The 22589-nt window shown below is 58.8% G+C and carries 27 protein-coding genes, 1 tRNA gene and 1 pseudogene; 18 read left to right on the forward strand and 11 right to left on the reverse strand.

Features of this window, described 5'->3' with window-relative positions; all coding sequences use genetic code 11:
* The first annotated feature begins 12 nt into the window (after nucleotides 1–12).
* From rbsK to B3N48_RS21380, 4 genes are all read left to right on the forward strand, one after another.
* Entirely contained in the window at nucleotides 13–930 is a 918-nt protein-coding gene (gene rbsK / locus B3N48_RS21365; protein WP_296187182.1) for a ribokinase, read from the forward strand.
* The gene (gene rbsD, locus B3N48_RS21370) at nucleotides 927–1331 is read left to right on the forward strand and encodes a D-ribose pyranase (RefSeq protein WP_296187183.1); all 405 of its coding nucleotides are present in this window, start codon (nucleotides 927–929) and stop codon (nucleotides 1329–1331) included. Before rbsK ends, rbsD begins: the two co-directional genes overlap by 4 nt.
* Before the next feature lie 41 nt (nucleotides 1332–1372).
* Nucleotides 1373–2398 (forward strand): nucleoside hydrolase, encoded by a 1026-nt coding sequence (locus tag B3N48_RS21375; RefSeq protein ID WP_296187184.1) that lies wholly within the window; start codon nucleotides 1373–1375, stop codon nucleotides 2396–2398.
* A gap of 408 nt (nucleotides 2399–2806) precedes the next feature.
* Nucleotides 2807–3130, forward strand: coding sequence for an I78 family peptidase inhibitor (locus B3N48_RS21380; protein WP_296187185.1), 324 nt, complete (start codon nucleotides 2807–2809; stop codon nucleotides 3128–3130).
* 60 nt (nucleotides 3131–3190) lie between these two features.
* Here B3N48_RS21380 and B3N48_RS21385 read toward each other — a convergent pair whose 3' ends face one another.
* A complete protein-coding gene (locus tag B3N48_RS21385) occupies nucleotides 3191–3403 on the reverse strand; it encodes a cold-shock protein (RefSeq protein WP_003179963.1) in 213 nt (70 codons plus the stop codon).
* A 297-nt stretch (nucleotides 3404–3700) separates the two neighbouring features.
* Nucleotides 3701–4015, reverse strand: a complete 315-nt coding sequence (locus tag B3N48_RS21390; RefSeq protein WP_296187215.1) for a hypothetical protein — start codon at nucleotides 4013–4015, stop codon at nucleotides 3701–3703.
* Between the two features lie 391 nt (nucleotides 4016–4406).
* Between B3N48_RS21390 and thrS the strand changes: the two genes are divergently transcribed.
* The 9 genes from thrS (at nucleotide 4407) to B3N48_RS21435 (ending at nucleotide 11862) form a co-directional block, all read left to right on the forward strand.
* On the forward strand, nucleotides 4407–6329 hold the full coding sequence (gene thrS, locus B3N48_RS21395) for a threonine--tRNA ligase (protein WP_296187216.1): 1923 nt from the start codon (nucleotides 4407–4409) through the stop codon (nucleotides 6327–6329).
* Nucleotides 6329–6880, forward strand: coding sequence for a translation initiation factor IF-3 (infC, locus tag B3N48_RS21400; RefSeq protein ID WP_296187576.1), 552 nt, complete (start codon nucleotides 6329–6331; stop codon nucleotides 6878–6880). The genes thrS and infC overlap by 1 nt, the downstream gene beginning before the upstream one ends.
* A 60-nt stretch (nucleotides 6881–6940) precedes the next feature.
* Complete coding sequence (rpmI, locus tag B3N48_RS21405; protein ID WP_002553160.1) at nucleotides 6941–7135, forward strand: 50S ribosomal protein L35; 195 nt, start codon at nucleotides 6941–6943, stop codon at nucleotides 7133–7135.
* A gap of 28 nt (nucleotides 7136–7163) precedes the next feature.
* Nucleotides 7164–7520 carry a 50S ribosomal protein L20 gene (gene rplT, locus B3N48_RS21410; protein ID WP_007905879.1) on the forward strand — a complete coding sequence of 119 codons (357 nt, stop codon included), beginning with the start codon at nucleotides 7164–7166 and terminating at the stop codon, nucleotides 7518–7520.
* Between the two features lie 102 nt (nucleotides 7521–7622).
* Entirely contained in the window at nucleotides 7623–8639 is a 1017-nt protein-coding gene (pheS, locus tag B3N48_RS21415) for a phenylalanine--tRNA ligase subunit alpha (RefSeq protein ID WP_296187234.1), read from the forward strand.
* Between the two features lie 32 nt (nucleotides 8640–8671).
* Complete coding sequence (gene pheT, locus B3N48_RS21420; protein WP_296187236.1) at nucleotides 8672–11053, forward strand: phenylalanine--tRNA ligase subunit beta; 2382 nt, start codon at nucleotides 8672–8674, stop codon at nucleotides 11051–11053.
* 3 nt (nucleotides 11054–11056) lie between these two features.
* Complete coding sequence (gene ihfA, locus B3N48_RS21425) at nucleotides 11057–11359, forward strand: integration host factor subunit alpha (RefSeq protein WP_296187238.1); 303 nt, start codon at nucleotides 11057–11059, stop codon at nucleotides 11357–11359.
* Entirely contained in the window at nucleotides 11340–11696 is a 357-nt protein-coding gene (locus B3N48_RS21430) for a MerR family transcriptional regulator (RefSeq protein ID WP_296187240.1), read from the forward strand. The genes ihfA and B3N48_RS21430 overlap by 20 nt, the downstream gene beginning before the upstream one ends.
* Before the next feature lie 89 nt (nucleotides 11697–11785).
* Nucleotides 11786–11862: transfer RNA gene (locus B3N48_RS21435), tRNA-Pro, on the forward strand.
* Nucleotides 11863–11974: 112 nt separating this feature from the next.
* On the opposite strand, the gene B3N48_RS21440 is transcribed toward B3N48_RS21435, so the two are convergent.
* The 3 genes from B3N48_RS21440 to B3N48_RS21450 form a co-directional block, all read right to left on the reverse strand.
* The gene (locus B3N48_RS21440) at nucleotides 11975–12241 is read right to left on the reverse strand and encodes a hypothetical protein (RefSeq protein WP_296187579.1); all 267 of its coding nucleotides are present in this window, start codon (nucleotides 12239–12241) and stop codon (nucleotides 11975–11977) included.
* Between the two features lie 6 nt (nucleotides 12242–12247).
* Nucleotides 12248–12598: a hypothetical protein gene (locus B3N48_RS21445; protein ID WP_296187242.1), complete on the reverse strand. Its 351-nt coding sequence runs from the start codon at nucleotides 12596–12598 to the stop codon at nucleotides 12248–12250.
* 147 nt (nucleotides 12599–12745) lie between these two features.
* Nucleotides 12746–13972, reverse strand: coding sequence for an MFS transporter (locus B3N48_RS21450; protein WP_296187244.1), 1227 nt, complete (start codon nucleotides 13970–13972; stop codon nucleotides 12746–12748).
* Nucleotides 13973–14679: 707 nt separating this feature from the next.
* Here B3N48_RS21450 and B3N48_RS21455 point away from each other — a divergent pair.
* The 4 genes and pseudogenes from B3N48_RS21455 to B3N48_RS21470 all read left to right on the forward strand — a co-directional run.
* Nucleotides 14680–14916: a DUF6021 family protein gene (locus B3N48_RS21455; protein WP_414704271.1), complete on the forward strand. Its 237-nt coding sequence runs from the start codon at nucleotides 14680–14682 to the stop codon at nucleotides 14914–14916.
* Between the two features lie 160 nt (nucleotides 14917–15076).
* Nucleotides 15077–15703, forward strand: a complete 627-nt coding sequence (locus tag B3N48_RS21460; protein ID WP_296187246.1) for a DapH/DapD/GlmU-related protein — start codon at nucleotides 15077–15079, stop codon at nucleotides 15701–15703.
* Between the two features lie 111 nt (nucleotides 15704–15814).
* A complete protein-coding gene (locus B3N48_RS21465) occupies nucleotides 15815–16168 on the forward strand; it encodes a glycine zipper domain-containing protein (RefSeq protein ID WP_296187248.1) in 354 nt (117 codons plus the stop codon).
* A 224-nt stretch (nucleotides 16169–16392) separates the two neighbouring features.
* Nucleotides 16393–16530, forward strand: a pseudogene (locus B3N48_RS21470) (DUF2934 domain-containing protein); the annotation flags it as partial.
* A gap of 81 nt (nucleotides 16531–16611) precedes the next feature.
* Here the strand turns inward: B3N48_RS21470 and B3N48_RS21475 are convergent.
* The 4 genes from B3N48_RS21475 to B3N48_RS21490 all read right to left on the reverse strand — a co-directional run bounded on the left by B3N48_RS21475 (nucleotide 16612) and on the right by B3N48_RS21490 (nucleotide 20325).
* A complete protein-coding gene (locus B3N48_RS21475) occupies nucleotides 16612–17100 on the reverse strand; it encodes a MarR family winged helix-turn-helix transcriptional regulator (RefSeq protein ID WP_296187250.1) in 489 nt (162 codons plus the stop codon).
* Between the two features lie 134 nt (nucleotides 17101–17234).
* Nucleotides 17235–18449: an MFS transporter gene (locus B3N48_RS21480; RefSeq protein WP_296187251.1), complete on the reverse strand. Its 1215-nt coding sequence runs from the start codon at nucleotides 18447–18449 to the stop codon at nucleotides 17235–17237.
* A gap of 106 nt (nucleotides 18450–18555) precedes the next feature.
* On the reverse strand, nucleotides 18556–19161 hold the full coding sequence (locus B3N48_RS21485) for a GNAT family N-acetyltransferase (RefSeq protein ID WP_414704267.1): 606 nt from the start codon (nucleotides 19159–19161) through the stop codon (nucleotides 18556–18558).
* 6 nt (nucleotides 19162–19167) lie between these two features.
* Nucleotides 19168–20325: a murein transglycosylase A gene (locus B3N48_RS21490; protein ID WP_296187581.1), complete on the reverse strand. Its 1158-nt coding sequence runs from the start codon at nucleotides 20323–20325 to the stop codon at nucleotides 19168–19170.
* Nucleotides 20326–20776: 451 nt separating this feature from the next.
* On the opposite strand from B3N48_RS21490, the gene B3N48_RS21495 reads away from it, so the two are divergent.
* A complete protein-coding gene (locus B3N48_RS21495; RefSeq protein WP_296187253.1) occupies nucleotides 20777–21460 on the forward strand; it encodes a hypothetical protein in 684 nt (227 codons plus the stop codon).
* 52 nt (nucleotides 21461–21512) lie between these two features.
* Here B3N48_RS21495 and B3N48_RS21500 read toward each other — a convergent pair whose 3' ends face one another.
* A complete protein-coding gene (locus tag B3N48_RS21500) occupies nucleotides 21513–21959 on the reverse strand; it encodes a CBS domain-containing protein (RefSeq protein ID WP_296187254.1) in 447 nt (148 codons plus the stop codon).
* Nucleotides 21960–22135: 176 nt separating this feature from the next.
* On the reverse strand, nucleotides 22136–22549 hold the full coding sequence (locus B3N48_RS21505) for a type III secretion system chaperone (protein WP_296187255.1): 414 nt from the start codon (nucleotides 22547–22549) through the stop codon (nucleotides 22136–22138).
* Between the last annotated feature and the right edge of the window lie 40 nt (nucleotides 22550–22589).

Below are 22589 nucleotides of genomic sequence, written 5' to 3' on the forward strand. Positions count from 1 at the left end.
AGTACAAACGTCATGCAAGCAAAAATAGTGATAGTGGGCAGTCTCAACATGGACCTGGTCACCCGCGCGCCACGCCTGCCGAAAGCGGGCGAAACCCTGACTGGGCGCTCTTTTGTCACGGTGCCAGGTGGCAAAGGTGCGAATCAGGCCGTGGCGGCGGCGCGCCTCGGTGCCAGCGTCGCCATGATCGGTTGCGTGGGTGACGACGCGTATGGCGAGCAGCTGCGTGGAGCGCTGCTGGCTGAAGGTATTGACTGTCAGGCTGTGAGTCGCATCGAGCGCGAGTCCAGCGGCGTCGCGCTGATTGTGGTCGATGACAGCAGTCAGAATGCGATCGTCATCGTCGCCGGTGGCAATGGTCATGTGACGTCAGCAGTGGTCGACGGCTTCGACGCCTTGTTGCGCCAGGCCGACGTCATCATCTGTCAGCTGGAAATTCCGATGGCGACAGTGGGGCACGTGCTCAGGCGCGGTCGAGAGCTGGGCAAGACGGTCATCCTCAACCCGGCGCCTGCAAGTGGACCCCTGCCTGCCGAATGGTACGGCTGGATCGACTACCTCATCCCGAATGAAAGCGAAGCGAGCGCGCTGACCGGGTTGCCGGTGGAGAGCGTCGCCACCGCCGATGCCGCTGCCTCGGCACTGATGAAAGCGGGTGTTGGCAAGGTCATCGTCACCTTGGGCGAGCAGGGCGCGCTGTTTGCCACCCAAGCCCGCTCCCAGCACTTCCCGGCGCCGAAGGTGAGTCCCGTCGACACTACGGCGGCTGGCGACACGTTCGTTGGGGGGTTCGCAGCTGCGCTAGCAGGCGGAAAATCCGAATCCGATGCAATCCTTTTCGGACAGACCGCTGCGGCGTTGTCCGTCACGCGCTCCGGCGCTCAACCGTCCATCCCCACGGTCCAAGACGTTCTGGGTTATCAGCCATGAAAAAAACACCTCTGCTCAACATTGCCTTGTCCCGCGTGGTTGCATCCTTGGGGCATGGGGATGTGCTGATGATCGTCGATGCCGGCATGCCCGTCCCTGCCGGGGTCGAACTCATCGATCTGGCGGTGACCCACGGCGTTCCGGATTTTGTCAGCGTGTTGAACACCGTGCTGGCGGAAATGCAGGTCGAAAGCCACATCATCGCCCACGAAATACGTGAAAAACAGCCGCCAGCTCTCCTGGTCCTGGATCAGCTCAATGCCGCTGGCAGCTTGGGCGAGCAGCGTCTTATGACCCACGAAGCATTGAAACAGTTAAGCCGTAGCGCGCGGGCCATCGTGCGCACCGGTGAATGTCAGCCTTACACCAACGTAGCGTTGATCGCGGGCGTGGTCTTCTGATCGCCCGGATTGCGTCGCATCCATGAAACAGGGAGTTTCCTATGCACTTTTGCCGTCACTTTCTCCTCCGATTGATCAGGAGTACCGCACTGTTGGCCATTTTCTCAGCTGCGGCACAGGCCGCTGAAAAGCGCGACCTCATCATCGACACCGATCCCGGGGCAGACGACGTGGTGGCATTGCTGCTAGCGCTCGCCTCGCCGGATGAGCTGCACATCCGTGCGATCACGACCGTCGCGGGCAACGTACGAATCGACAAGACCTCGCGCAACGCGCGTCTGGCCCGCGAGTGGGCAGGGCGCGAAGAGGTGCCGGTGTATGCCGGGGCAGGCCGGCCGCTGGTGCGACCGCCGATCTATGCCGAAAACATCCATGGCAAGGAAGGGCTGCAGGGGGTTGAAGTCCACGAGCCGAAGAAAGGCCTGGCCGACGGCAATGCGGTGCAGTATTTGATCGAGACCCTGAGCAAGGCTGCACCCCACAGCATCACCATTGCCATGTTGGGGCCACAGACCAACCTGGCATTGGCGTTGATTCAGGCGCCCGACATCACCCAAGGCATCAAGGAAGTGGTGGTCATGGGGGGCGCGCACTTCAACGGCGGCAATATCACCCCAGTGGCCGAATTCAATCTTTATGCCGACCCAGACGCTGCCAAAGTCGTGCTGGCCAGCGGCGTCAAGTTGACCTATCTGCCTCTGGACGTCACGCATAAGATCCTTACCAGCGACGAGCGAATCCAACGCCTAGAGGGGCTTCACAATCTGGCGGGCAAACTGGTCAGCAACATCCTCAATGAATACGTCAAAGCTGACATGGTGCACTACGGTTTGCCAGGCGGCCCGGTACACGACGCCAGCGTGATTGCATGGTTGTTGAAGCCAGAGCTGTTCAGCGGCAGGCAGATCAATGTGTCGATTGACAGCCGGGAGGGGCCTGGCTTCGGCCAGACCGTCGCCGACTGGTACGACACGCTGCAACAACCTAAAAACGTCTTTTGGGTTGAAAACGGTGATGCACAAGGCTTTTTCGACCTCCTGACGCAGCGTCTCGCGCGGCTTCAATAATCCGGCCTACGCGCTGCACCGCAGCCTGGTGGGGTAGCGCAAGAGTGTCCGTTTCCCAACGCCCTGGGCAGCTACCGGTGCCCAGTGTTCGCTGCTATCGAGTGCGATGGTCGCAATCATCAGCGCTGGTCACATCACCTCCTGGCTCAGCGCGCGGCGCCCTCGCAGTGACTCTCGCGAGAGGTCATGCGACCTGCAACGCCGGCCGGACGCTGGGTCGGCGCAATGAATGACCTACAAAAGCCTAACGTTTTGTCACGATTTGTTTGACCACAACGCCTCGGGCTCGGGCAGACTCCAGCGCATCCTGGCATCGGCTTATGGCGTCTCACACACCACGTTTGGGAAACCAAGCAGTACGGACGCTGTCGCAGAGGGGTGATTTTTCGTTAAACGTAAGGAGCTGTTATGCGCTGGAAATATGCATCGTCGGGACTGATTCTGGCAGCCGCGCTGCTGGCGGGATGCAGCAGTACCTCCGAGCCGTCTTCACCTGTACAGGGTGCGACGACCGCTGACACGAGCCAATCCCGTTGTGATGCTGCTGGGGCTCAATTCGCGCTAGGCAAGCCCGCTTCACCTGCCTTGCTGGACCAAGCACGGGTCAAGGCCGGCGCGCAGACGGCCAGGGTCCTCGGCCCCAACGACATGGTGACACTCGAGTACCGATCGGATCGCCTGAACCTCACTACTGATCAAGCCGCCATCGTCACCCGCGTGAACTGCGGCTGATCGCGTTATTCGCAGGCATAAAAAAACCCGTCAGCGACGGGTTTTTTCAGCGCGCTCGGATTACTCCGGGCGAACCTGAGCGGCTTGCATGCCCTTTTGGCCTTTCTCAGCCACGAAAGAGACAGTCTGGCCTTCTTTCAGGCTTTTGAAACCGTCGGATTCGATAGCCTTGAAGTGTACGAACAGGTCGTCACCGCCACCCTGTGGAGTGATAAAGCCGAAGCCTTTTTCATCGTTGAACCATTTTACGGTGCCGGTTTGGCGATTAGACATGGTGTATCTCCAGAAACATAATATTCAGTAGTGCTGTGCTGCTCAGGCCAACTGGGCACACGGGGGCTATCATAGTCGAATTGTGTGGATGCTGGACTTTTTCGGTTAGAACTTTGCGTCAATGCCGCAAATATATAGGAAGAATTCGCGTGGGATCAGCCGGTTCATCGGCGCTCAATCGGAGTCTCCCCATGCCTTCGAAGTGGCTGAAGCCCGCGAACGACGAGGGCTTCAGAAGGTTGCGCATGGCATCGTCCACCCGATGCCTCTGACCCATGGCTGCCGAATGTAAATTTTTTATTTTTTGCCCTTGAGGCAGTTCTCACTCACGGCTTTTTGCAGTCGAGCGGTCATTTCGGTACTCGGAGGCGTCGTTGTGTCATTCAGCGATGCAATTTCCTTGTCCGAAAAATTCTTGTTGATCTGCTGTGCGCCACACTCGCAGTGCGCCTTGACTGCATTGGTATCCATGCCGGGATTGTTTTGAGTTGCTGCGGCAGCGCATTCATTCATATAGGTGGTCTTGGTGTTCGCATCCATGGCGGCATGAGCGCTGAACGGGAGAGCCAGCGCCATGGGTGCGAGGAGGGCGGCAACACGTAGAAATGTCATGATGGTTTCCTTCTTGTCTATCGGCCCCATTGCCAAGGGCCTTTAACGGGGGTGTCAAATTATCTGACGACAGCGGGATATCGCAGTTCAGTTCGGACGATTCCCACTCTGTCAGTGGACGTGTTTTCGCCATAATCCGTCGCGGTCGGCCTGACGTAGAGCGGGTGGGCTGTGATAGCATGCGCGTCCTGCAGATTCGCTCGCGTCTCGCGGGTCAGGTTTCGTCCGTTGCGGACCTGTCATTTTGTACATTCCAGTCACTCTGGTTCGGTTGAATGGTTGGCCCTTGGGCTCCTGCCACTGTGAGGCAGGTACACCGCCGAATCGCGTACTGGCTCTATCCCAACCCACGTGACCTTTGGTAGGGGTCACCACTAGGAGAGGAGGCGCCATGCCAACTATTACTCTTCCCGACGGCAGTCAACGTTCTTTCGATCACCCGGTTTCCGTAGCCGAAGTCGCCGCGTCCATTGGCGCAGGCCTGGCCAAAGCCACCGTTGCCGGCAAGGTCAACGGTCAGTTGGTCGATGCCAGCGATCTGATCGACGCCGACGCGAGCCTGCAAATCATCACCCCCAAGGATCAGGAAGGCGTCGAGATCATTCGCCACTCCTGCGCACACCTCGTTGGTCACGCTGTCAAGCAGTTGTACCCGACCGCGAAGATGGTCATCGGTCCGGTCATCGATGATGGTTTCTATTACGATATCGCCTACGAGCGGCCATTCACCCCTGACGATCTCGCCGCCATTGAGCAGCGCATGCAACAGCTGATCGAGAAGGATTACGACGTCATCAAGAAAGTCACCCCGCGTGCTGAAGTCATTGAAGTCTTCAAGGCCCGCGGCGAGGATTACAAGCTGCGCCTGGTTGAGGACATGCCCAATGAAAAGGCCATGGGTCTCTACTACCACGAGGAATACGTCGACATGTGCCGCGGTCCGCACGTGCCGAACACCCGCTTCCTCAAATCGTTCAAGCTGACCAAGCTCTCCGGTGCCTACTGGCGCGGTGATGCCAAAAATGAACAATTGCAACGAGTGTATGGCACGGCCTGGGCTGACAAGAAGCAGCTGGCTGCCTACATCCAGCGCATCGAGGAAGCCGAGAAGCGCGATCACCGCAAGATCGGTAAACGCCTTGGCTTGTTCCATACTCAGGAAGAAGCACCGGGGATGGTGTTCTGGCACCCGAACGGCTGGACCTTGTATCAGGTACTCGAGCAGTACATGCGCAAGACTCAGCGTGAAAACGGCTACCTCGAGATCAAGACGCCGCAAGTTGTCGATCGCTCCCTGTGGGAAAAGTCGGGTCATTGGGCGAACTATGCCGAAAACATGTTCACCACCGAATCGGAAAGCCGCGACTACGCCATCAAGCCGATGAACTGCCCTTGCCACGTGCAGGTGTTCAATCAGGGCCTGAAGAGCTACCGAGAGCTGCCGATGCGTCTGGCGGAATTCGGTGCCTGTCACCGGAATGAGCCATCAGGTGCGCTGCATGGCATCATGCGCGTGCGCGCGTTCACTCAGGACGACGCTCACATCTTCTGTACTGAAGAACAAATGCAGGCGGAATCCGCAGCCTTCATCAAGCTGACCATGGATGTGTACGCTGACTTCGGCTTTAAAGACATCGAGATGAAGCTCTCCACTCGACCTGAAAAGCGGGTAGGGTCGGACGACCTATGGGACCGTGCTGAGTCCGCGTTAGCCGCAGCGCTCGATAGCGCAGGCCTGCCTTACGATCTGCAGCCGGGAGAGGGTGCGTTTTACGGTCCGAAAATTGAATTCTCTCTCAAGGATTGCTTGGGTCGTGTCTGGCAATGCGGTACATTGCAGCTCGATTTCAACCTGCCTATCCGTTTGGGCGCCGAATTCGTGTCGGAAGACAATGGGCGCAAACATCCGGTCATGTTGCACCGTGCAATTCTGGGTTCCTTTGAGCGTTTCATCGGCATTCTGATCGAGCACTACGAAGGTGCGTTCCCGGCGTGGCTTGCTCCTACTCAAGCAGTGATCATGAATATCACTGATAAACAGGCAGATTTTGCCCTTGACGTGGAAAAAACTCTGGCTGAAAGCGGGTTTCGTGCCAAGTCTGACTTGAGAAATGAAAAGATCGGCTTTAAAATCCGCGAGCATACGTTGCTCAAGGTTCCCTATCTCCTCGTCATCGGGGATCGGGAGGTTGAAACGCAAACTGTCGCTGTGCGTACCCGTGAAGGCGCAGACCTTGGCTCAATGCCGGTCGCCCAATTTTCGGAGTTCCTCGCACAAGCGGTTTCCCGGCGTGGTCGCCAAGATTCGGAGTAATTATTATTAAGCGTGAAATGAGACAAGATAAACGAGCTGCACCGAAGGCCCCGATCAACGAGAATATCTCGGCACGCGAGGTTCGGTTAATTGGCGCTGACGGCGAGCAGATTGGCATCGTCTCGATTGATGAAGCGCTTCGTATTGCTGAGGAAGCCAAACTCGATTTGGTGGAGATTTCTGCCGACGCAGTGCCACCTGTATGTCGCGTAATGGACTACGGCAAGCACATCTTCGAGAAGAAGAAGCAGGTCGCTGCGGCGAAGAAAAACCAGAAGCAAGTACAGATTAAAGAAATCAAGTTTCGTCCAGGGACGGAGGAAGGGGATTACCAGGTAAAACTACGCAACCTGGTACGTTTCCTGAGTGACGGGGACAGGGCCAAGATATCCTTGAGATTTCGCGGTCGTGAGATGGCCCACCAGGAGCTGGGGATGGAACTGTTGAAGCGGGTTGAAGGTGACCTGCTCGAATACGGTTCGGTCGAACAGCATCCTAAGATGGAAGGACGCCAACTGATCATGGTCATCGCCCCGAAAAAGAAGAAATAACCACCAGGGCACGGCAGGCCTTGCGGTTATGTTTATCAACTGAATGCGGAGTATCCGAACATGCCAAAGATGAAGACTAAAAGTGGTGCAGCTAAGCGGTTTCTGAAAACCGCGAATGGCATCAAGCACAAGCACGCTTTCAAGAGCCACATCCTGACCAAAATGTCGACCAAGCGTAAGCGTCAACTGCGCGGAAGCAGCCTGCTGCATCCGTCTGACGTCGCGAAAGTCGAGCGCATGCTGCGCCTTCGTTAATTTTGATCAAGAATAGAGGAAGTAACTCATGGCTCGTGTAAAGCGTGGCGTCATTGCCCGTAAGCGTCACAAAAAAATTCTGAAACTTGCTAAAGGCTACTACGGCGCGCGTTCACGCGTATTCCGTGTTGCCAAGCAAGCGGTAATCAAGGCTGGCCAATACGCCTACCGTGACCGTCGTCAGAAAAAACGTCAGTTCCGCGCTCTGTGGATCGCTCGTATCAACGCTGGTGCGCGTATCAACGGTCTGTCCTACAGCCGTTTCATCGCTGGCCTGAAAAAAGCGTCGATCGAAATCGACCGTAAGGTTCTGGCTGATCTGGCAGTGAACGAAAAAGCGGCGTTTGCTGCGATTGTCGAGAAAGCTAAAGCCACTCTGGCCTAAGTCCCCGACAATCACCGGGCTCTTTGGGGCCCGGTGTTAAACGTCTTAAATAGGGGAAGAGCCTTGTAAGCTCTTCCCCTATTTTGTATCTGGAGTCTGTACATGGAAAACCTGGACGCGCTGGTCTCTCAAGCACTTGAGGCTGTGCAAAGCGCCGAAGATATCAATGCCCTGGAGCAAATCCGGGTTAATTACCTTGGCAAGAAAGGCGAATTGACCCAGGTGATGAAGACCTTGGGCAATCTGCCGGCCGAAGAGCGCCCGCAGGTAGGCGCGCTGATCAACGTCGCCAAGGAGCGTGTCACAGAGGTCCTCAATGCACGCAAGGCGTCCTTCGAGGAAGAGAATCTCGCCGCCAAACTTGCCGCCGAATCCATCGACGTAACGTTGCCCGGCCGCGGACAGACCACCGGCGGTCTGCACCCGGTCACCCGCACGTTGGAGCGTATTGAACAGTTTTTCACTCATATTGGTTACGGCATCGCCGAAGGCCCTGAGGTGGAAGACGATTACCACAACTTCGAAGCGCTCAACATCCCAGGCCATCACCCGGCCCGGTCGATGCACGACACCTTCTATTTCAACGCCAACATGCTGCTGCGCACTCATACCTCGCCGGTACAGGTCCGCACCATGGAAGCGAACAAGCCGCCGATCCGCATCGTCTGCCCAGGCCGTGTGTATCGCAGCGACTCTGATATCACTCACTCCCCGATGTTCCATCAGGTGGAAGGCCTGTTGGTTGACCGCGATATCAACTTCGCGGACTTGAAAGGCACCATCGAGGAGTTTCTGCGCGTGTTCTTTGAAAAAGAACTGGCAGTGCGTTTCCGTCCTTCCTATTTCCCGTTCACCGAGCCATCCGCAGAAGTCGACATGGAGTGCGTGATGTGCAGCGGGAAGGGCTGCCGCGTCTGCAAACAGACCGGCTGGCTGGAAGTGATGGGCTGCGGCATGGTCCACCCGAACGTGCTGCGCATGTCCGGCATCGACCCGGAAGAGTTCCAGGGTTTTGCTTTTGGCATGGGCGCGGAGCGCTTGGCCATGCTGCGTTACGGCGTCAATGACTTACGCCTGTTCTTCGACAACGACTTACGGTTCCTCGCGCAATTTCGCTAGGTCGCCCGTCACGAACTTTTTAGGAGAGCAGGATGAAATTCAGTGAACAATGGTTGCGCGGCTGGGTAAGCCCGCAGGTTTCCCGTGACGAGTTGGTTGCCCGACTGTCGATGGCCGGTCTGGAGGTCGATAGCGTGACCCCGGCGGCCGGTATTTTCAGCGGTGTTGTGGTCGGTGAGGTGCTGAGCACCGAGCAGCACCCGGACGCTGACAAGCTGCGTGTCTGTCAGGTCAGCAATGGCTCGGAAACGTTTCAGGTGGTCTGCGGTGCACCCAACGTGCGCCCGGGCCTGAAGATTCCCTTCGCCATGATCGGCGCACAATTGCCGGGCGACTTCAAGATCAAGAAGGCCAAGCTGCGCGGTGTCGAGTCCAACGGCATGCTGTGTTCGCAATCCGAGCTGCAGGTCGGCGAAGGCAACGACGGTCTGATGGAGCTGCCGGTCGATGCACCGGTTGGCAAGGATTTTCGTGACTATCTCGAACTGGACGATGCCAGCATTGAAGTCGACCTGACGCCGAACCGTGGCGATTGCCTGTCCGTTGCGGGCCTGGCCCGTGAAGTGGGCGCGCTCTACGACGCCAAGGTCACGCGTCCGCAGGTCGACGTGGTTCCAGCCGTTCACGATGAAGCGCGCTCGGTGGAGGTGCTCGCGCCCGCCGCATGCCCCCGTTATCTGGGTCGTGTCATTCGTAATGTGGATCTGTCGCGTCCGACGCCCCTGTGGATGGTCGAGCGCCTGCGGCGTTCTGAAGTGCGGAGCATCGATGCTGCCGTTGACATCACCAACTACGTGATGCTCGAGCTGGGTCAGCCATTGCACGCCTTCGACCTCGCCGAGATCAACGGTGGTATCCGCGTTCGCATGGCGGAAGAAGGTGAAAAGCTGGTTCTGCTGGACGGTCAGGAAGTCAGCTTGCGCGCAGACACCTTGGTGATCGCCGACCATCAGCGCGCCCTGGCAATCGCAGGGGTGATGGGGGGCGAGCACAGCGGCGTGAACACCGCGACGACTCGCGACATTTTTCTCGAAAGCGCATTCTTCGATCAGATTGCCGTCGCTGGCAAGGCTCGCTCTTACGGCCTGCACACCGATGCTTCGCATCGTTATGAGCGCGGTGTCGATTGGCAGCTCGCCCGTGAAGCCATGGAGCGCGCCACCGGCCTGTTGCTGGAAATCACAGGCGGGGAAGCGGGACCGATCACTGAAGCCGTTAGCGAACAGCACTTGCCAACGATTGCGCCAGTCATTTTGCGCGCCGACCGTATCGAGCAGATGTTGGGCATGACCCTGGACGCCGCCGAAGTGGAGCGTCTGCTCACGGCATTGGGTCTGCAGGTGTCTACCGAGGCAGCCGGCCAATGGCGCGTTGAAGTGCCCAGTCACCGTTTTGACATCAGCCTGGAAGTCGATCTGATCGAAGAGCTGGCCCGTCTTTACGGCTACAACCGTCTGCCGGTGCGTTACCCGCAGGCGCGTCTGGCGCCTCAAGCCCGCCCCGAGGCCCGCGGCGATCTGCCTGCGCTGCGTCGTTTGCTGGTTGCTCGCGGATATCAGGAAGCGATCACTTACAGCTTCATCGATCAGAAATGGTTCGAGCTGTTCAATCCCGGTGTTGAACCGCTATTGCTGGCCAACCCGATTTCCGCTGACATGGCGGCGATGCGCTCGTCGCTGTGGCCGGGTTTGGTCAAAGTGTTGCAGCATAACCTCAACCGCCAGCAGGACCGGGTGCGCCTTTTCGAGAGCGGCCTGCGTTTCGTCGGTCAACTGGAAGGTTTGAAGCAAGAGCCCATGCTCGCGGGTGTGATTTGCGGCAGCCGCTTGCCGGAAGGATGGGCGCAAGGGCGGGATGCCGTGGACTTTTTCGACGTCAAGGCTGACGTAGAAGCGATACTCGGTTTTGCGGGTGCGCTGGATGACTTCCGTTTCGTACCAGGCAATCATCCTGCACTTCATCCTGGGCAAACAGCCCGAATTGAACGCGATGGTCGCGAGGTCGGTTTCATCGGTGCACTGCATCCGGAGCTGGTGAAGACACTAGGGTTGGACCGCGCGGTGTTCGTTTTTGAGCTGGTCATGGCGGATGTGGTCGAAGGGCGTTTGCCGAAATTCCACGAATTGTCCCGCTTTCCAGAGGTCCGGCGTGACCTGGCGTTGCTGGCGGACCGCGAGGTTGCAGCGACCGCTGTACTGGACGTTATTCGTGAAAATGCAGGGGAATGGCTTACAGACCTAAGGCTCTTTGATGTCTATCAGGGTAAAGGCATTGATCCGCATAGAAAAAGCCTTGCCGTTGGCTTGACCTGGCAACATCCATCGCGCACTCTTACCGACGATGAGGTAAACGCTTCGACGCAGCAAATTCTCACCTCGCTAGAGGAAAGGTTAAACGCCACGTTAAGGAAGTAGCGTATGGGGGCTCTGACGAAAGCTGAGATGGCCGAACGTCTGTACGAAGAGCTAGGCCTGAACAAACGAGAAGCCAAGGAACTGGTTGAGCTGTTCTTTGAGGAAATCAGGCACGCTCTGGAGGATAATCAGCAGGTCAAATTGTCCGGATTCGGCAATTTTGACCTGCGAGATAAACGTCAGCGACCGGGTCGAAATCCCAAAACAGGGGAAGAAATTCCGATTACGGCTCGCCGTGTGGTCACCTTTCGCCCAGGGCAGAAATTGAAGGCCCGAGTTGAGGCATATGCTGGAACCAAGTCATAACGACGAGCTACCGCCTATCCCTGGCAAACGCTACTTCACCATTGGTGAAGTCAGCGAGCTCTGCGCGGTGAAACCGCACGTTTTGCGTTATTGGGAGCAGGAGTTTCCTCAGCTCAACCCGGTCAAGCGCCGCGGGAATCGTCGGTATTACCAGCGACAGGACGTCCTGATGATCCGACAGATACGCGCGTTGCTCTACGACCAGGGCTTCACGATCGGTGGGGCGCGTCTCCGGATGTCCAGCGATGAGGTCAAGGACGATTCCCTGCAATACAAGCAGTTGATCAAGCAGATGATCACAGAGTTGGAAGACGTGCTCATCGTGCTACGGAAGTAGATCGATGACTCAAAATACTTCCATCATTCAAATGCTTAGGGTATATTCCTCGACGCTTCCGCAAGAAGCCCAACAGATACACGCCTAGTCGGGGCGTAGCGCAGTCCGGTAGCGCACTAGCATGGGGTGCTAGGGGTCGAGTGTTCGAATCACTCCGTCCCGACCATATATTTCAATGACTTAGCCCGATCTTCTCAGATTGGGCTTTTTCATTTATAGGGCTTTTTAAGTGGAGTCTCATTGAGCTTCAGGAACCCGCAGCCCGACCCGCCCCGGCATCAATCAGCCGACATGAGTCCTATATGCGTGCAGTCGAGTTCCTCTAATTTAGCCTGAACGGCATCGTCGAAGATGATGTAAAGCGCCTCGATGTCCGCCGAGCGCAGTTTTTTGGCTTTCTCCTGGCTGACGATGAACGCGATCTGCATCTGTGCCTCGCGTTCGATCGCTTCTTTGTCGCTCGCCGCATTCAATGCACGCACCAGGTCGTCAATGTCCCCTCGAGTCGATTTTGGGAGTCGGAGCGCGTCAATTCGTTCTTGCAGCATGAATCAGTCCTTACTAAGTGGTGCCATTGTGCTGCAGCGCTGGCGCTCGGCTTGATGGATTTCCGCTAACTGGTCCCTGCAACCTTCAAGGCCGCCGATGCGGTTGCTGATCGCGGAGTTTTCCCGCAAGCAGTCTGACAGCCTAGCCTGAGTGTGGGCGAGCGCTGTGCGAAGTTTGTCGCGTTCAGTCGTGACTGTGCTGTGCATGTCCACCAGCTTGGCCAGGTTTTTCCGGTACCGGCTCAGTTCCTTCTGAAGCATGTGGCATTCCTCGATGAGCAAGCGCGATTGTTGTTCGAGCATCTCCTCGCGGGTGAATTCATCGGGCCATTCGGTGTTGGGTGCGGCGTCCATTTGAAAAAGCCTTGATACTGTTTGGGCATACAGTAGTCGATAAGGTCCCACGCAGGTTGGCCGAGGTGACGAGCTGTAGCACCCTTGAGCGGACAGGCGCTCGACGATTGATAAAACGCCCTGGCTACGGATTTGGGAAGGCCTGGCTCATTGTCCTGCGTGTTGATCGACCTTGTGTACGGACGTAGGGGTGGGGTGGTGTCTTTCCGCAAACCACCACCACGCGACGACGCCTAGCAGGCTGGTCAATACCGCAAGCAGCAGGATCACTGTCTGCAGCCTCAAGTGGGCTGCGAGCAGCGCCACCAGTAATCCGGCCATGGGCTGAGACAGGTTGTTGAGCAGCGTGATCACGCCGACGGTTTTGCCAAAATCCCGAGGGGGAATCACCCGTTGTCGAAGGGTGCGCATGTAGACGTTGAAGACCTTGTCGAAGGTGACGATCAGCAAAAATCCGACCCCATAGCCGATCAGTGTCGGGCTTATGGCACAGACGAAGGCGCCGATGGCGATCATCGAATAGCCGGCACCGCCGAGCAGTCGCAACGATAGCGGGACGCGGGCCATCACGACGAGAATCAAGATCGTCGTAAGGGCACCTGCCGCCTGGAGGCCTGCGTAAGCTTCTTTGCCCGCGCCGTATTGACCCATGACCATCGCCGCTGAAGTCGCGAGGGTGACACCGACGAGCAGATTGACGCCAACCGCCAGCGTGATGATCTTTTGCAGCGCTGCTCGATCACGGATATGCCGCAAAGCGACTTTGATCGGCTGCACCCAGACGCCCTGATGGGGCTCGGAGACTGCAACCGTGATCCCGCTCAGGCGCTGCCACGCGAGCATGCTCAGGTCAGCGAGCAAAAATAGCCCTGCGGCCCACAGCACAACCCAAGGCCAAGTCCATGCTTCCAGCATCAGCGCTGCCAGCAGCGGCCCGAGGACCCAGCCGGTCTGATCGGCAATCTGCGAGTAGGACAGCGTCTTGGTGTAGCTGTAATGCTGGAAGATGTGCGGCATGAGCACTTCTCGCGCCATGATGCCTTGAGTGGTCAGCACGCCGCAGAGTGCCGAAAGCCCTACCAGCCAGGCCATGCCGCCGAACAGGCCATGAAACGCCATTGCCAGTAAACACAGCACGGCCCGACAGACCTGGCTCACATGCAGGATGCGCACGGGTGCGTATTTGTCGCACAGGGCTCCGCACAACGGAAACGCGAGAAAACGCGGCAGTGACTCGACGAAAAACGCCAGCCCGGCCCAGGATGCGCTTTGAGTGGTCTGGAACACCACCAGCGGCACGATGAACAGCAGGATCTGATCCGCCAACCGGGACAAAAACAGCGAAAGAAAAAAAGCGAGGTAATCCTTGCGCACATTGACCTCCTGGTAACGAGCGGCGCGGCTAACGGTCAGGGCAACGTTGGAGGCGGGTAGCTGGAAGGCACTTATACGCGTTTATCACAGGCCACTGCAGTCATCTGTCTGGAGCCCCTTTGTGGGTTTTACTCGATTCGAGCAGCTGCTGCTTTCAATTGCTGAACTGACGAGTGAATGGCCTGGATTCTACCGACAATTTCGGTATGAGGCTGATGAGGCTGTCGGAAGGTTGCGTAGGCCAAGTGACCTGCCATCGACTGGGAGAGGTGTTCGAGGTGAGTCGCGGTTTCTTCGAGGTCGCGTTTGATCGAGGGCAGGGGTACGAGCACGGTGAGCCTCTGGTGTGTACATTCTGAAGCAGTCAGTGGTCACCTATCCGTTGACCTCTACCTCCGTCCGCTTTCACATCACCAGCGTATCCCGTGGGCATCCTCGGTTTCACGACACGCGGTTGGCGCAGCTCAAAGCTGGCCTCCATAGTGGGCTGGAGCGTAGTGGATTGCCATCCGACTTAAGGCTATGAAGCCGACGCCCGCATGCCTGTGAGCGACGTTTTGCTGCGATCACGCCATTCGTCCATCTTCGGGCACTCTTGGCAGGCAAGGTTTTCCGAGAGGTATGTGTGTGGATATCCCGCGCCATGAGGATGGAGAATCGTGATGGAGATGAATCCAGATGCGCCAGGCAACATTTCGCAGAAAGGCGTGAGCGGCCAGGCAGACAACGAAACCGGTTTTGAGCAGCGCGCGGGCGAGCGTCCGGCTGCGCCCGGCGCTGGGGATAAAAATGGTAACGTTGACCCCGAATTGGGCTTCGACCCTGACTCGCCGGACGTGTCCGACCCGGCTGTAGACCCTATACACCCGGCCAGAACCAGCAATGATCCGGTGCCCACAGGGAAGCACCTGCCGCAGAGTGACGGCAAGCCGCGAGGCCTCTAGTTTCTGTTGCGCGCGTATTCGAGCCCGGCCCTTGTGCCGGGCTTTTTCATGGGACTTACGGGCGAGTCGTGACGCCCAATCGCAGGTTGTAGCGCATCGACACTCGATACGGCGCGCTCGGCAAGCGCTAGAATCATGCTGACGTTCAACGCTGGCGTCCATGCTGAGCGGCCAGCGATTTCATTCTTCTGACGCGATCGAGTCCATGATGCTGTGGCTGTACGAATTTAGGAAAACTCTCACGCCTGCCGAGTACATTCGGCTGTTGCATACCCATGATCTGGGGAAGAAAAAAAGCAACCGTCTGCTGGCTAAAACCGGGGTAATGACAGCGGGCAACGCGGTTATCCGCCCGCCGTTCTATTTTGAGCGGGGGCGCATCACGTTGGGTCGGAACGTACTGATCAATGCCGGGTGTGTGTTTCTGGATCAAGCGAGCATCACCATAGGCCCGGATGCGATGCTCGGGCCGCAGGTTCGTCTGTGCACCACCACGCACGATCTGAACCCCGCGTTGCGTCACACCCACACGCGTTCGTCGCCGATCAGCATCGGTGCGAACGCGTGGATCGGCGCGGGCACCGTGGTATTGCCGGGCGTGAGCATCGGCGAGAACAGCGTGGTCGCTGCCAACAGCGTGGTGAATGCCGACGTTCCCGCCAATGCGATGTATGCAGGCAGCCCGGCCCGTTTCAAGAAGTGGCTGGTGCCGCAAGCGACTGTGGAAAATCACGACGGGTCCACCCATGCTGTCAGCGCTTCGACCGACGACGCGACGCCCGGTTGAGGCCTTCGCAGTTTCAAGCCTGGCCATGCCATTACCTTGGCGCAATCTCTCGGAACGAATCACCTTCAGGCCGGGTCAACCTTTCTCGACACCCCTGAACACGGAACGTCCATGAGCAAACTGACCGATACACTCACCGAAACACTGAGCGAGGATCTTTACGCGAAGACCCGCGCGCAGCTGAATACCTTCATCAACGAAACCAACGCCTTGCTGGCCGCGGGGGATGCGTTGCATGAGGACCGTACAAATGTGGCGCGAGACCGCCTGGTGGCGTTTCTCAAAGAAGCGGCATTGCGTGGGGAAAGCGTGACCGAGGGTGATGTCCTACCTATTGAGCCGCCGGTCACCCGAGCCCTCAATGAAGCCAAAGGCTTCGTCAGGGCCAATCCGTGGGCCGCCGTCGCGACGGCGGCCGGCGTAGGACTGGTGGTGAGCCTGCTGCTCAACCGCAGGCAACGCTGAGAGGAGACTTCGACGTGATGCGTGGTCGCGGGATCGCAACGATGCGCAGAGGGCCAGGAGGCCGGTTTTCGTTATCCAACGCTTACAAGCGGTGTGAGGGCGCGCGGGCGTTCTCACCCCGTTACTGGCTGATTTACGGCTCCCCCAGCGTGGTCACCGCAGGGGGCCTCGGGGTCTATTTGACACCGGGCGATGAGTGTCTGAAATATCGAGGGGGACGCTGCATGAGTGTGGACGAAGAGGCTGTTCGTCAACTGGCGCAATTGATTTGGGAAACCGAAGGGCGACCGGAAGGGCAAGAAGCCCGTCATTGGGAAATGGCCACCAAGCTTGCGGAATCCGCGGCCATGGCGCCGACTCGAGTGTCCAACCGGCATAAGGTCGATACGCTGTTTCCGATGCCGGATGAGCCCGAGGATCAATAACCGTCACGCGTCTGGCGCTCAGGCCTCGCTGGCCTTCAACTCGCCGAGCAGCGATTGTGCAAAGCCTTCTGAAGCGATGTAGTCCAGGGCCTGACGCAGCTTCACGGTTTCCTCGGCGCCGAAAGTTTTGTCAAACACCCGCTGCACCCGGTCAGAAACATGGCGCGCCTCAGCGTATTTGTCCTGACCTGCCTGCGTTAACAGGACCCGGCGACTGCGGCGGTCCGACTCATCGATCTGCAATTCGACAAGGCCGTCGCGCATCAGCGGTTTGAGGGTATGGCCAAGCGCTGACAGGTCCATGACCATCGACTGGGCGAGGTCGCGCATTTTGGGCTGGCCGCTGCGGGCAATCTGAGACAGCAAGGAATACTGCGTGGCTTTGAGGCCGCACTCGGTGAAAGCCTCGTCGTAGATTTGCCCCAGACGGCGGGAAGCCCGGCGCACCGAGCCGTTGGCGCAACTGCTGACGGCAATGGGGTCTGAGCAGAAAGACGGGCGTTTCAAAACGGGTACTCACAGCTTGCGGTAGATGAAGCGATTATGCCTGCGCGAGCGAGGCGGACAAGGTTTTTCACCCCGTCGGGGCGCGACAGGGTGACACACGGTCGCGATGCCGACAGCGAAGTCGGCTGAGCCGATCAGGATTTTGACGCGGCGGAGCTCTCGAATCGCCGCGCACGGGTATGAGCATCAGTAAGGGCCCAATACCACATCCCCATACCGCCCAGCGTGAGTACCGCAGCGGCATAGCCCGTTGCCGGTAGCCCCATTCCAGCGGAAATCACCATCCCGCCCACCCAGGGGCCGATAGCATTCGCCAGGTTGAAGGCACTCTGCACCAGGGCGCCGGCCAGCGATTGCGCGTGGGGGGCGACGTCCATCAGACGGGTTTGCAGGATCGCCGCCAGCCCCACCCCGCAGCCGATGAAAAACACCAGCAGGATCAGCAGCCACAGGTTTTCGGTGGCAGACGGGTAGAGCGCCAGCACCAGGGCGGTGAATCCCAGGGAGATCCCGGCCGATCGCATGGTCGCTCGGTCCGCCGCCCAGCCGCAGACCAGATTGCCCACCGTAGTGCCGACGCCGAACACGGCCATGACCACCGGGATCATGAAGTCTGACGTATGGGTGACCTCGATCAGCGTCGCAGCCAGATAGGTGTAAACGCAAAACACCCCGCCGAAGCCGATCGCAGCGATGCCCAGCGTGAGCCACACCTGGCGCGACCGCAGTGCGTTAAGTTCGCGCAGCGGGCTGGCGTCGGATTGAGCCGGGGAGGCCGGTGCCAGGGTTCGGATGAGCACTGCGGTGATCGCGGCGAGCACCGCCACCACTGCAAGGCCCCAGCGCCACCCCACGGTCTGGCCGATCCAGGTGGCGAACGGCACGCCAACGATGGTGGCGATGGTCAGTCCCAGAAACACCCGGGAAACCGCTTGAGCCCGCCGATTCTTGGGCACTAAAGAAGCGGCCAGCAGCATGGCGACGCCAAAGTACGCCCCGTGGGGAAAGCCGCTCAGAAAACGGAAAAACACCAGCCACGGCAGTGAAGGAGCGATGGCGCTCAGGGCATTGGCGACGCCAATGAAGGCGGCCAGGGCCACCAGCAGCGCGCGTCGCGGCAGTCGAACGCCGAGCACCATGATCACAGGCGATCCCACTACGACGCCCAAGGCATACGCGCTGATGGCGTGCCCTGTCAGCGGTTGGGTAGTCTGGAAATCACTGGCGATGAAAGGCAGCAGTGTCATTGACGCGAATTCGGTGGTGCCAATGGCGAACGCTCCCATGGCCAGCGCGAACAGCAGCCAGCCCATATGAAAGTCGGGAGAGGTGTCAGGAGAGTGGGTCATGGTGGGCCAACGGCGGCGTGTGGAAAACAAGCGTTCTGTTATACCTGAAACCGGTTTCAGATCAACCTGAAACCGGCGTCGAGTCTGGGTGGAACGACCAAGGGCGTCAGCTGAAGCGCGCCAATTTCGCCTGCAGCAGCGCTTTAACCTCCGTCCATTCGTCATCGATGATGCTGAAACGTACGGAATTGCGCTTGCGCCCGTCGGGCATGATCCGCTCGTGACGGACGATGCCCTCCTGTTTCGCGCCGATGCGCAGAATGGCGGCGCGGGATTTCTCATTCAATTCGTCGGTGGTGAACTGCACCCGTACGCACTGCATGACTTCGAAGGCGTATTCCAGCAGCAGGTATTCCATTTCAGTGTTCAGCCCGGAACGCTGTACGGACTGGCCGAGCCAGGTGTGGCCGATTTCCAGCTTGCGGTTCTTGCGATCGATCTTCCAGAACCGGGTGCTGCCGACGATCTTGCCGGTGGCGCGGTGCACGATGGCGAAGGGCATGACGGTTCCGGCCACGCGTCCCGCCAGCGCGGTGGCGATGTACGTCTCGACGGTTGCAGGCCCCGGAATGACCGTGACCTTCATGTTCCACAACTCGCCGTCTTCAGCGGCCTGCACCAGTGGCTCCGCGTGCCCGGCCTGCAACGGCAGCAGGGTCACGGTGTTGCCGTTCAAGGTGACCTGTTCGATGGCCATCACTTCACTGCTCATGCCGCATCATTCCTTGGGTTTTGCGTTGGGCAATGCTGCGCCTTTGGGCCACAGCATCCAGATCTGGCCTTGCTGTTTCATGTTGCCTGCCAATTCGCCCGCCGCGTCACCGGTGCCCCAGAACATGTCGGCGCGCACTTCGCCGGCGATGGCGCCGCCGGTGTCCTGTGCCGCGACCGGGCGCACCAGCGGCGAGCCATCGGGACGGGTGGAAGACAGCCATAACAGGCTGCCTAACGGGATCACTTTGCGGTCGATGGCCACGCTGTAGCCGGCCGTCAGCGGCACGTTGAGCGAGCCACGCGGGCCTTCATCGCTGTCCGGACGCAGGGTGAAGAACACGTAGCTGGGGTTGCTGCCGAGCAGTTCGTGGACGCGATCCGGGTGGGCGATGGCCCAGTCTCGAATCCGCCCCATGGACACCTCGTCCTTGGTCAATTGGCCTTGCTCGACCAGCCAGCGACCCACCGGTTTGTAGGGGTGGCCGTTCTGGTCGGCGTAGGCGATGCGCAATTGACGACCGCTTTCCAGTTGGACACGGCCGGAGCCCTGGATTTGCAGGAATTGCAGGTCGATGGGGTTTTCCAGCCAGGCGAGCACCGGGGCGTTGACGCCTTTCTCGTTGATTGTCGCGGCGTCGTCGTACGGACGCAGCACGCGGCCATCCAGCCGACCGCGCAGGCGCTTGCCCTTCAGTTCGGGATAGATGCTGTCGAGGTTGACGATGATCAGGTCATCCGGCACGCCATAGATAGCCACGGGATGCTGATCGTTATGGGCGTCGCTGCCCTTATAAATAGGCTCGTAATAGCCGGTGATCAGGCCGTTGGCACCATGCTCGGACGAACGCAGGCTGTAGACCTGCAACTGACTCTTGAGGAAATCGCGCACGGCTGCAGGGTTCAGCGGCACCTGAGCCGCCGCCGCACAGGTCGTGCCCCAGACCCGATCCTTGGCCAACCGCTTGCACGCCGAGAACCAACTGTTGAACCCACCCATGAGGTCCTGATCGCTGACCGCGGGCAGTTTGTCCCATTCGACACTCACGTAGGTCGTGGCTTCGGAAGGCTTGGTCTTCGGCGCTCCTCCGTCGCAGGCCGCGAGCAAGGCGATCAGGGGAGCGAGGCAAAACAGAAAGCGGCGCCAGTGCAGGCTTGGGATCATCACGCGGGGTGTTTCCTGAAAACAAGTGAAGTCCGCTAGCTTGGTGAAAGGCGACGGCGGCGTCAAATCTGTGAGGCATTGTTTGCTCGACATCAGGGTGTCAGACCGACCGCTTTCGCGGCCTTCGTAACCTCCGGCTGTTCCCAAAGGTCAGCGGTGGCCGCGAAAGCCTGGACGGACGCTCATACCGCCCAACGTGAATCTTCAAGCCGACACACAGGGTGGGGGTGACGCCGGAGGTTTCGACGGCCGCGAAGCCGGCTTAGCGACGGAACGCCAACGTCATTGCACCCCGTTTCCGCACTTTTCGCTGATTTGCCGCTCTATGCATGGCCGGGATCCCGCGATTCACGCGGGATGCAGATTGTTGAAGCCCGAAATACGCATGGTTCCACTGTTGCCTTTCTCTCTCACTCGTCGGCAGGTTCGTACCGGAGTCGTGGTGTGTCTGATGACCTTCTGCACCCTCGGTTGCACCCGCCAGGACGGACAGGACGTCGCCACGCAATTTGGCAATACCCGTCCTCAGGAGTTTTTTCAGACCAGCGTCGACCGCATGGCCACTCTCGCCATGCACGACAACCTCGACAGCCTTTACCTGCTGATGAACAAGCTCTACCTGCGCAACCCCGCCGAGTGGCGCAAGTCCGGGTTTGTCGATGCGCGCTCCGCCGAACGCAACGTGCGTGCGGCGATCGAGCAGCAGAAGCCGCTGGCACAACTGGGCAATCGGCGTGACCTGGCGGCCTTGAGCTATGCCCTGAGTCCGGAATTCCTTGGTGACCGGGTGGGCGCGTTCATTTATGCCATCGGCAGCATGCTGGTCACGGCCCACGGCGGGCGCATGGAGTTCTTCATGACCGACCAGATCAACCCCAAATTCGTGAGCAACGCCGCGCGCAATATCGAAAAAGCCACCTGGCTGTTGAGTCAGCGACAGAACGCCAACGGCGAGTTGATGCTGTTTTCCAATGAGATTTCGGAGGAGGGCAGCAACCTGAGCTTTGCGACCGAATTCGGCAAGATCGTCGCGCGGCTGGATTTGCTGACCCAGATGCTGGACGAACGCTACCGGAGGATCGGCCTCAACTACGCCCAGAGTCTGCTGTTCTTGAATTTCCTGCCGGTGCAGTAGCTACATGGCCCGGGCTCCATGAAACGTCCCAGACCCAGACCCAGCCCCGGCTTCAATAACTCTCGCCGCGAATGTATGCCTGCATTTTCTGGATGAGCCTGGCCTGTTCGGCAATCGCTTCTTTCACCAGATCGCCAATCGACAACAAACCCACCAGCTCGCCGTTGTCCACCACCGGCAAATGCCGCAGTCGGCCATTGGTCATGATCGCCATGCAATCGCCGACGTTGTCGCCAGGCGCCACGGTCTTCACGTCGCGGGTCATGATCTCGCTGACTGGTGTGCCCAGCGACGCTCGGCCTTTCAGCTCCATCTTGCGCACGTAATCCCGCTCGCTGACGATGCCGACCACTTTGCCGTTTTCTACCACCGGAACCGCGCCGATGTTTCTCTCCGCCATCAGCGTGATCACCTCGAACACCTTCTGATCCGGCGTGACGGTATGGGTCACACGGTGTTGTTCATCTTTGAGCTTCAGTAACTCGGCTACGGTCGTCATGGTGGCCTCTCCGGCACGTATTGTAAGCTCGGCCACCGTGGTCGGGCCGTGTGTAGAGAATCGTAGAGAGATGGCATTCGGGCAAGTTTTTGAAAGCGCCGCGCAGATGGCGAAAAACGTCAAGTGAGGCAAGCATTGACGTTTTTAGCCGTATTTGCGGCTTGCGGGACGATCGATCAGACGAACCGTCGAGCCATCACCGGCGCAGTCGGAGCCGAAGGACGCAACAGCGCGGGGACCTCCTGGGTCTGCTTGACGAACCCTTGCACCCAATGCACGAACGCCAACTCACTCAAGCCGTCCAGCGGCAGCTCGGCGCACAGCCGCACCTGATTGCGGTCGTCCAGCGCCAGCCAGCAACCACTCATGGCGCTGGAGTCGAAGTTCAGGCGCAGCAGCTTTTCATGCAGCGCGGGGTCGGGGCGCAATGCCAGCCGACAGTGCAAAATCGCCACATCCCCTGCGGTGGGGATTTCAATGATGACCACTTCGCGTTGCTGGTCGAACAAGGCGCAGACGCCGTTTTCCAGCGTCAGCGTAATGCCCATCTGTTTGGCCAGGGCGTCGATCAGGGTGGTTGCAGTTGCCATGGATGAGCTCCTCAAATGAATGTCGTCGTGTGAACCTGCC

Origin of the sequence: Pseudomonas sp. UBA1879, assembly GCF_002338065.1 — a bacterium.
Taxonomy (GTDB): domain Bacteria; phylum Pseudomonadota; class Gammaproteobacteria; order Pseudomonadales; family Pseudomonadaceae; genus Aquipseudomonas.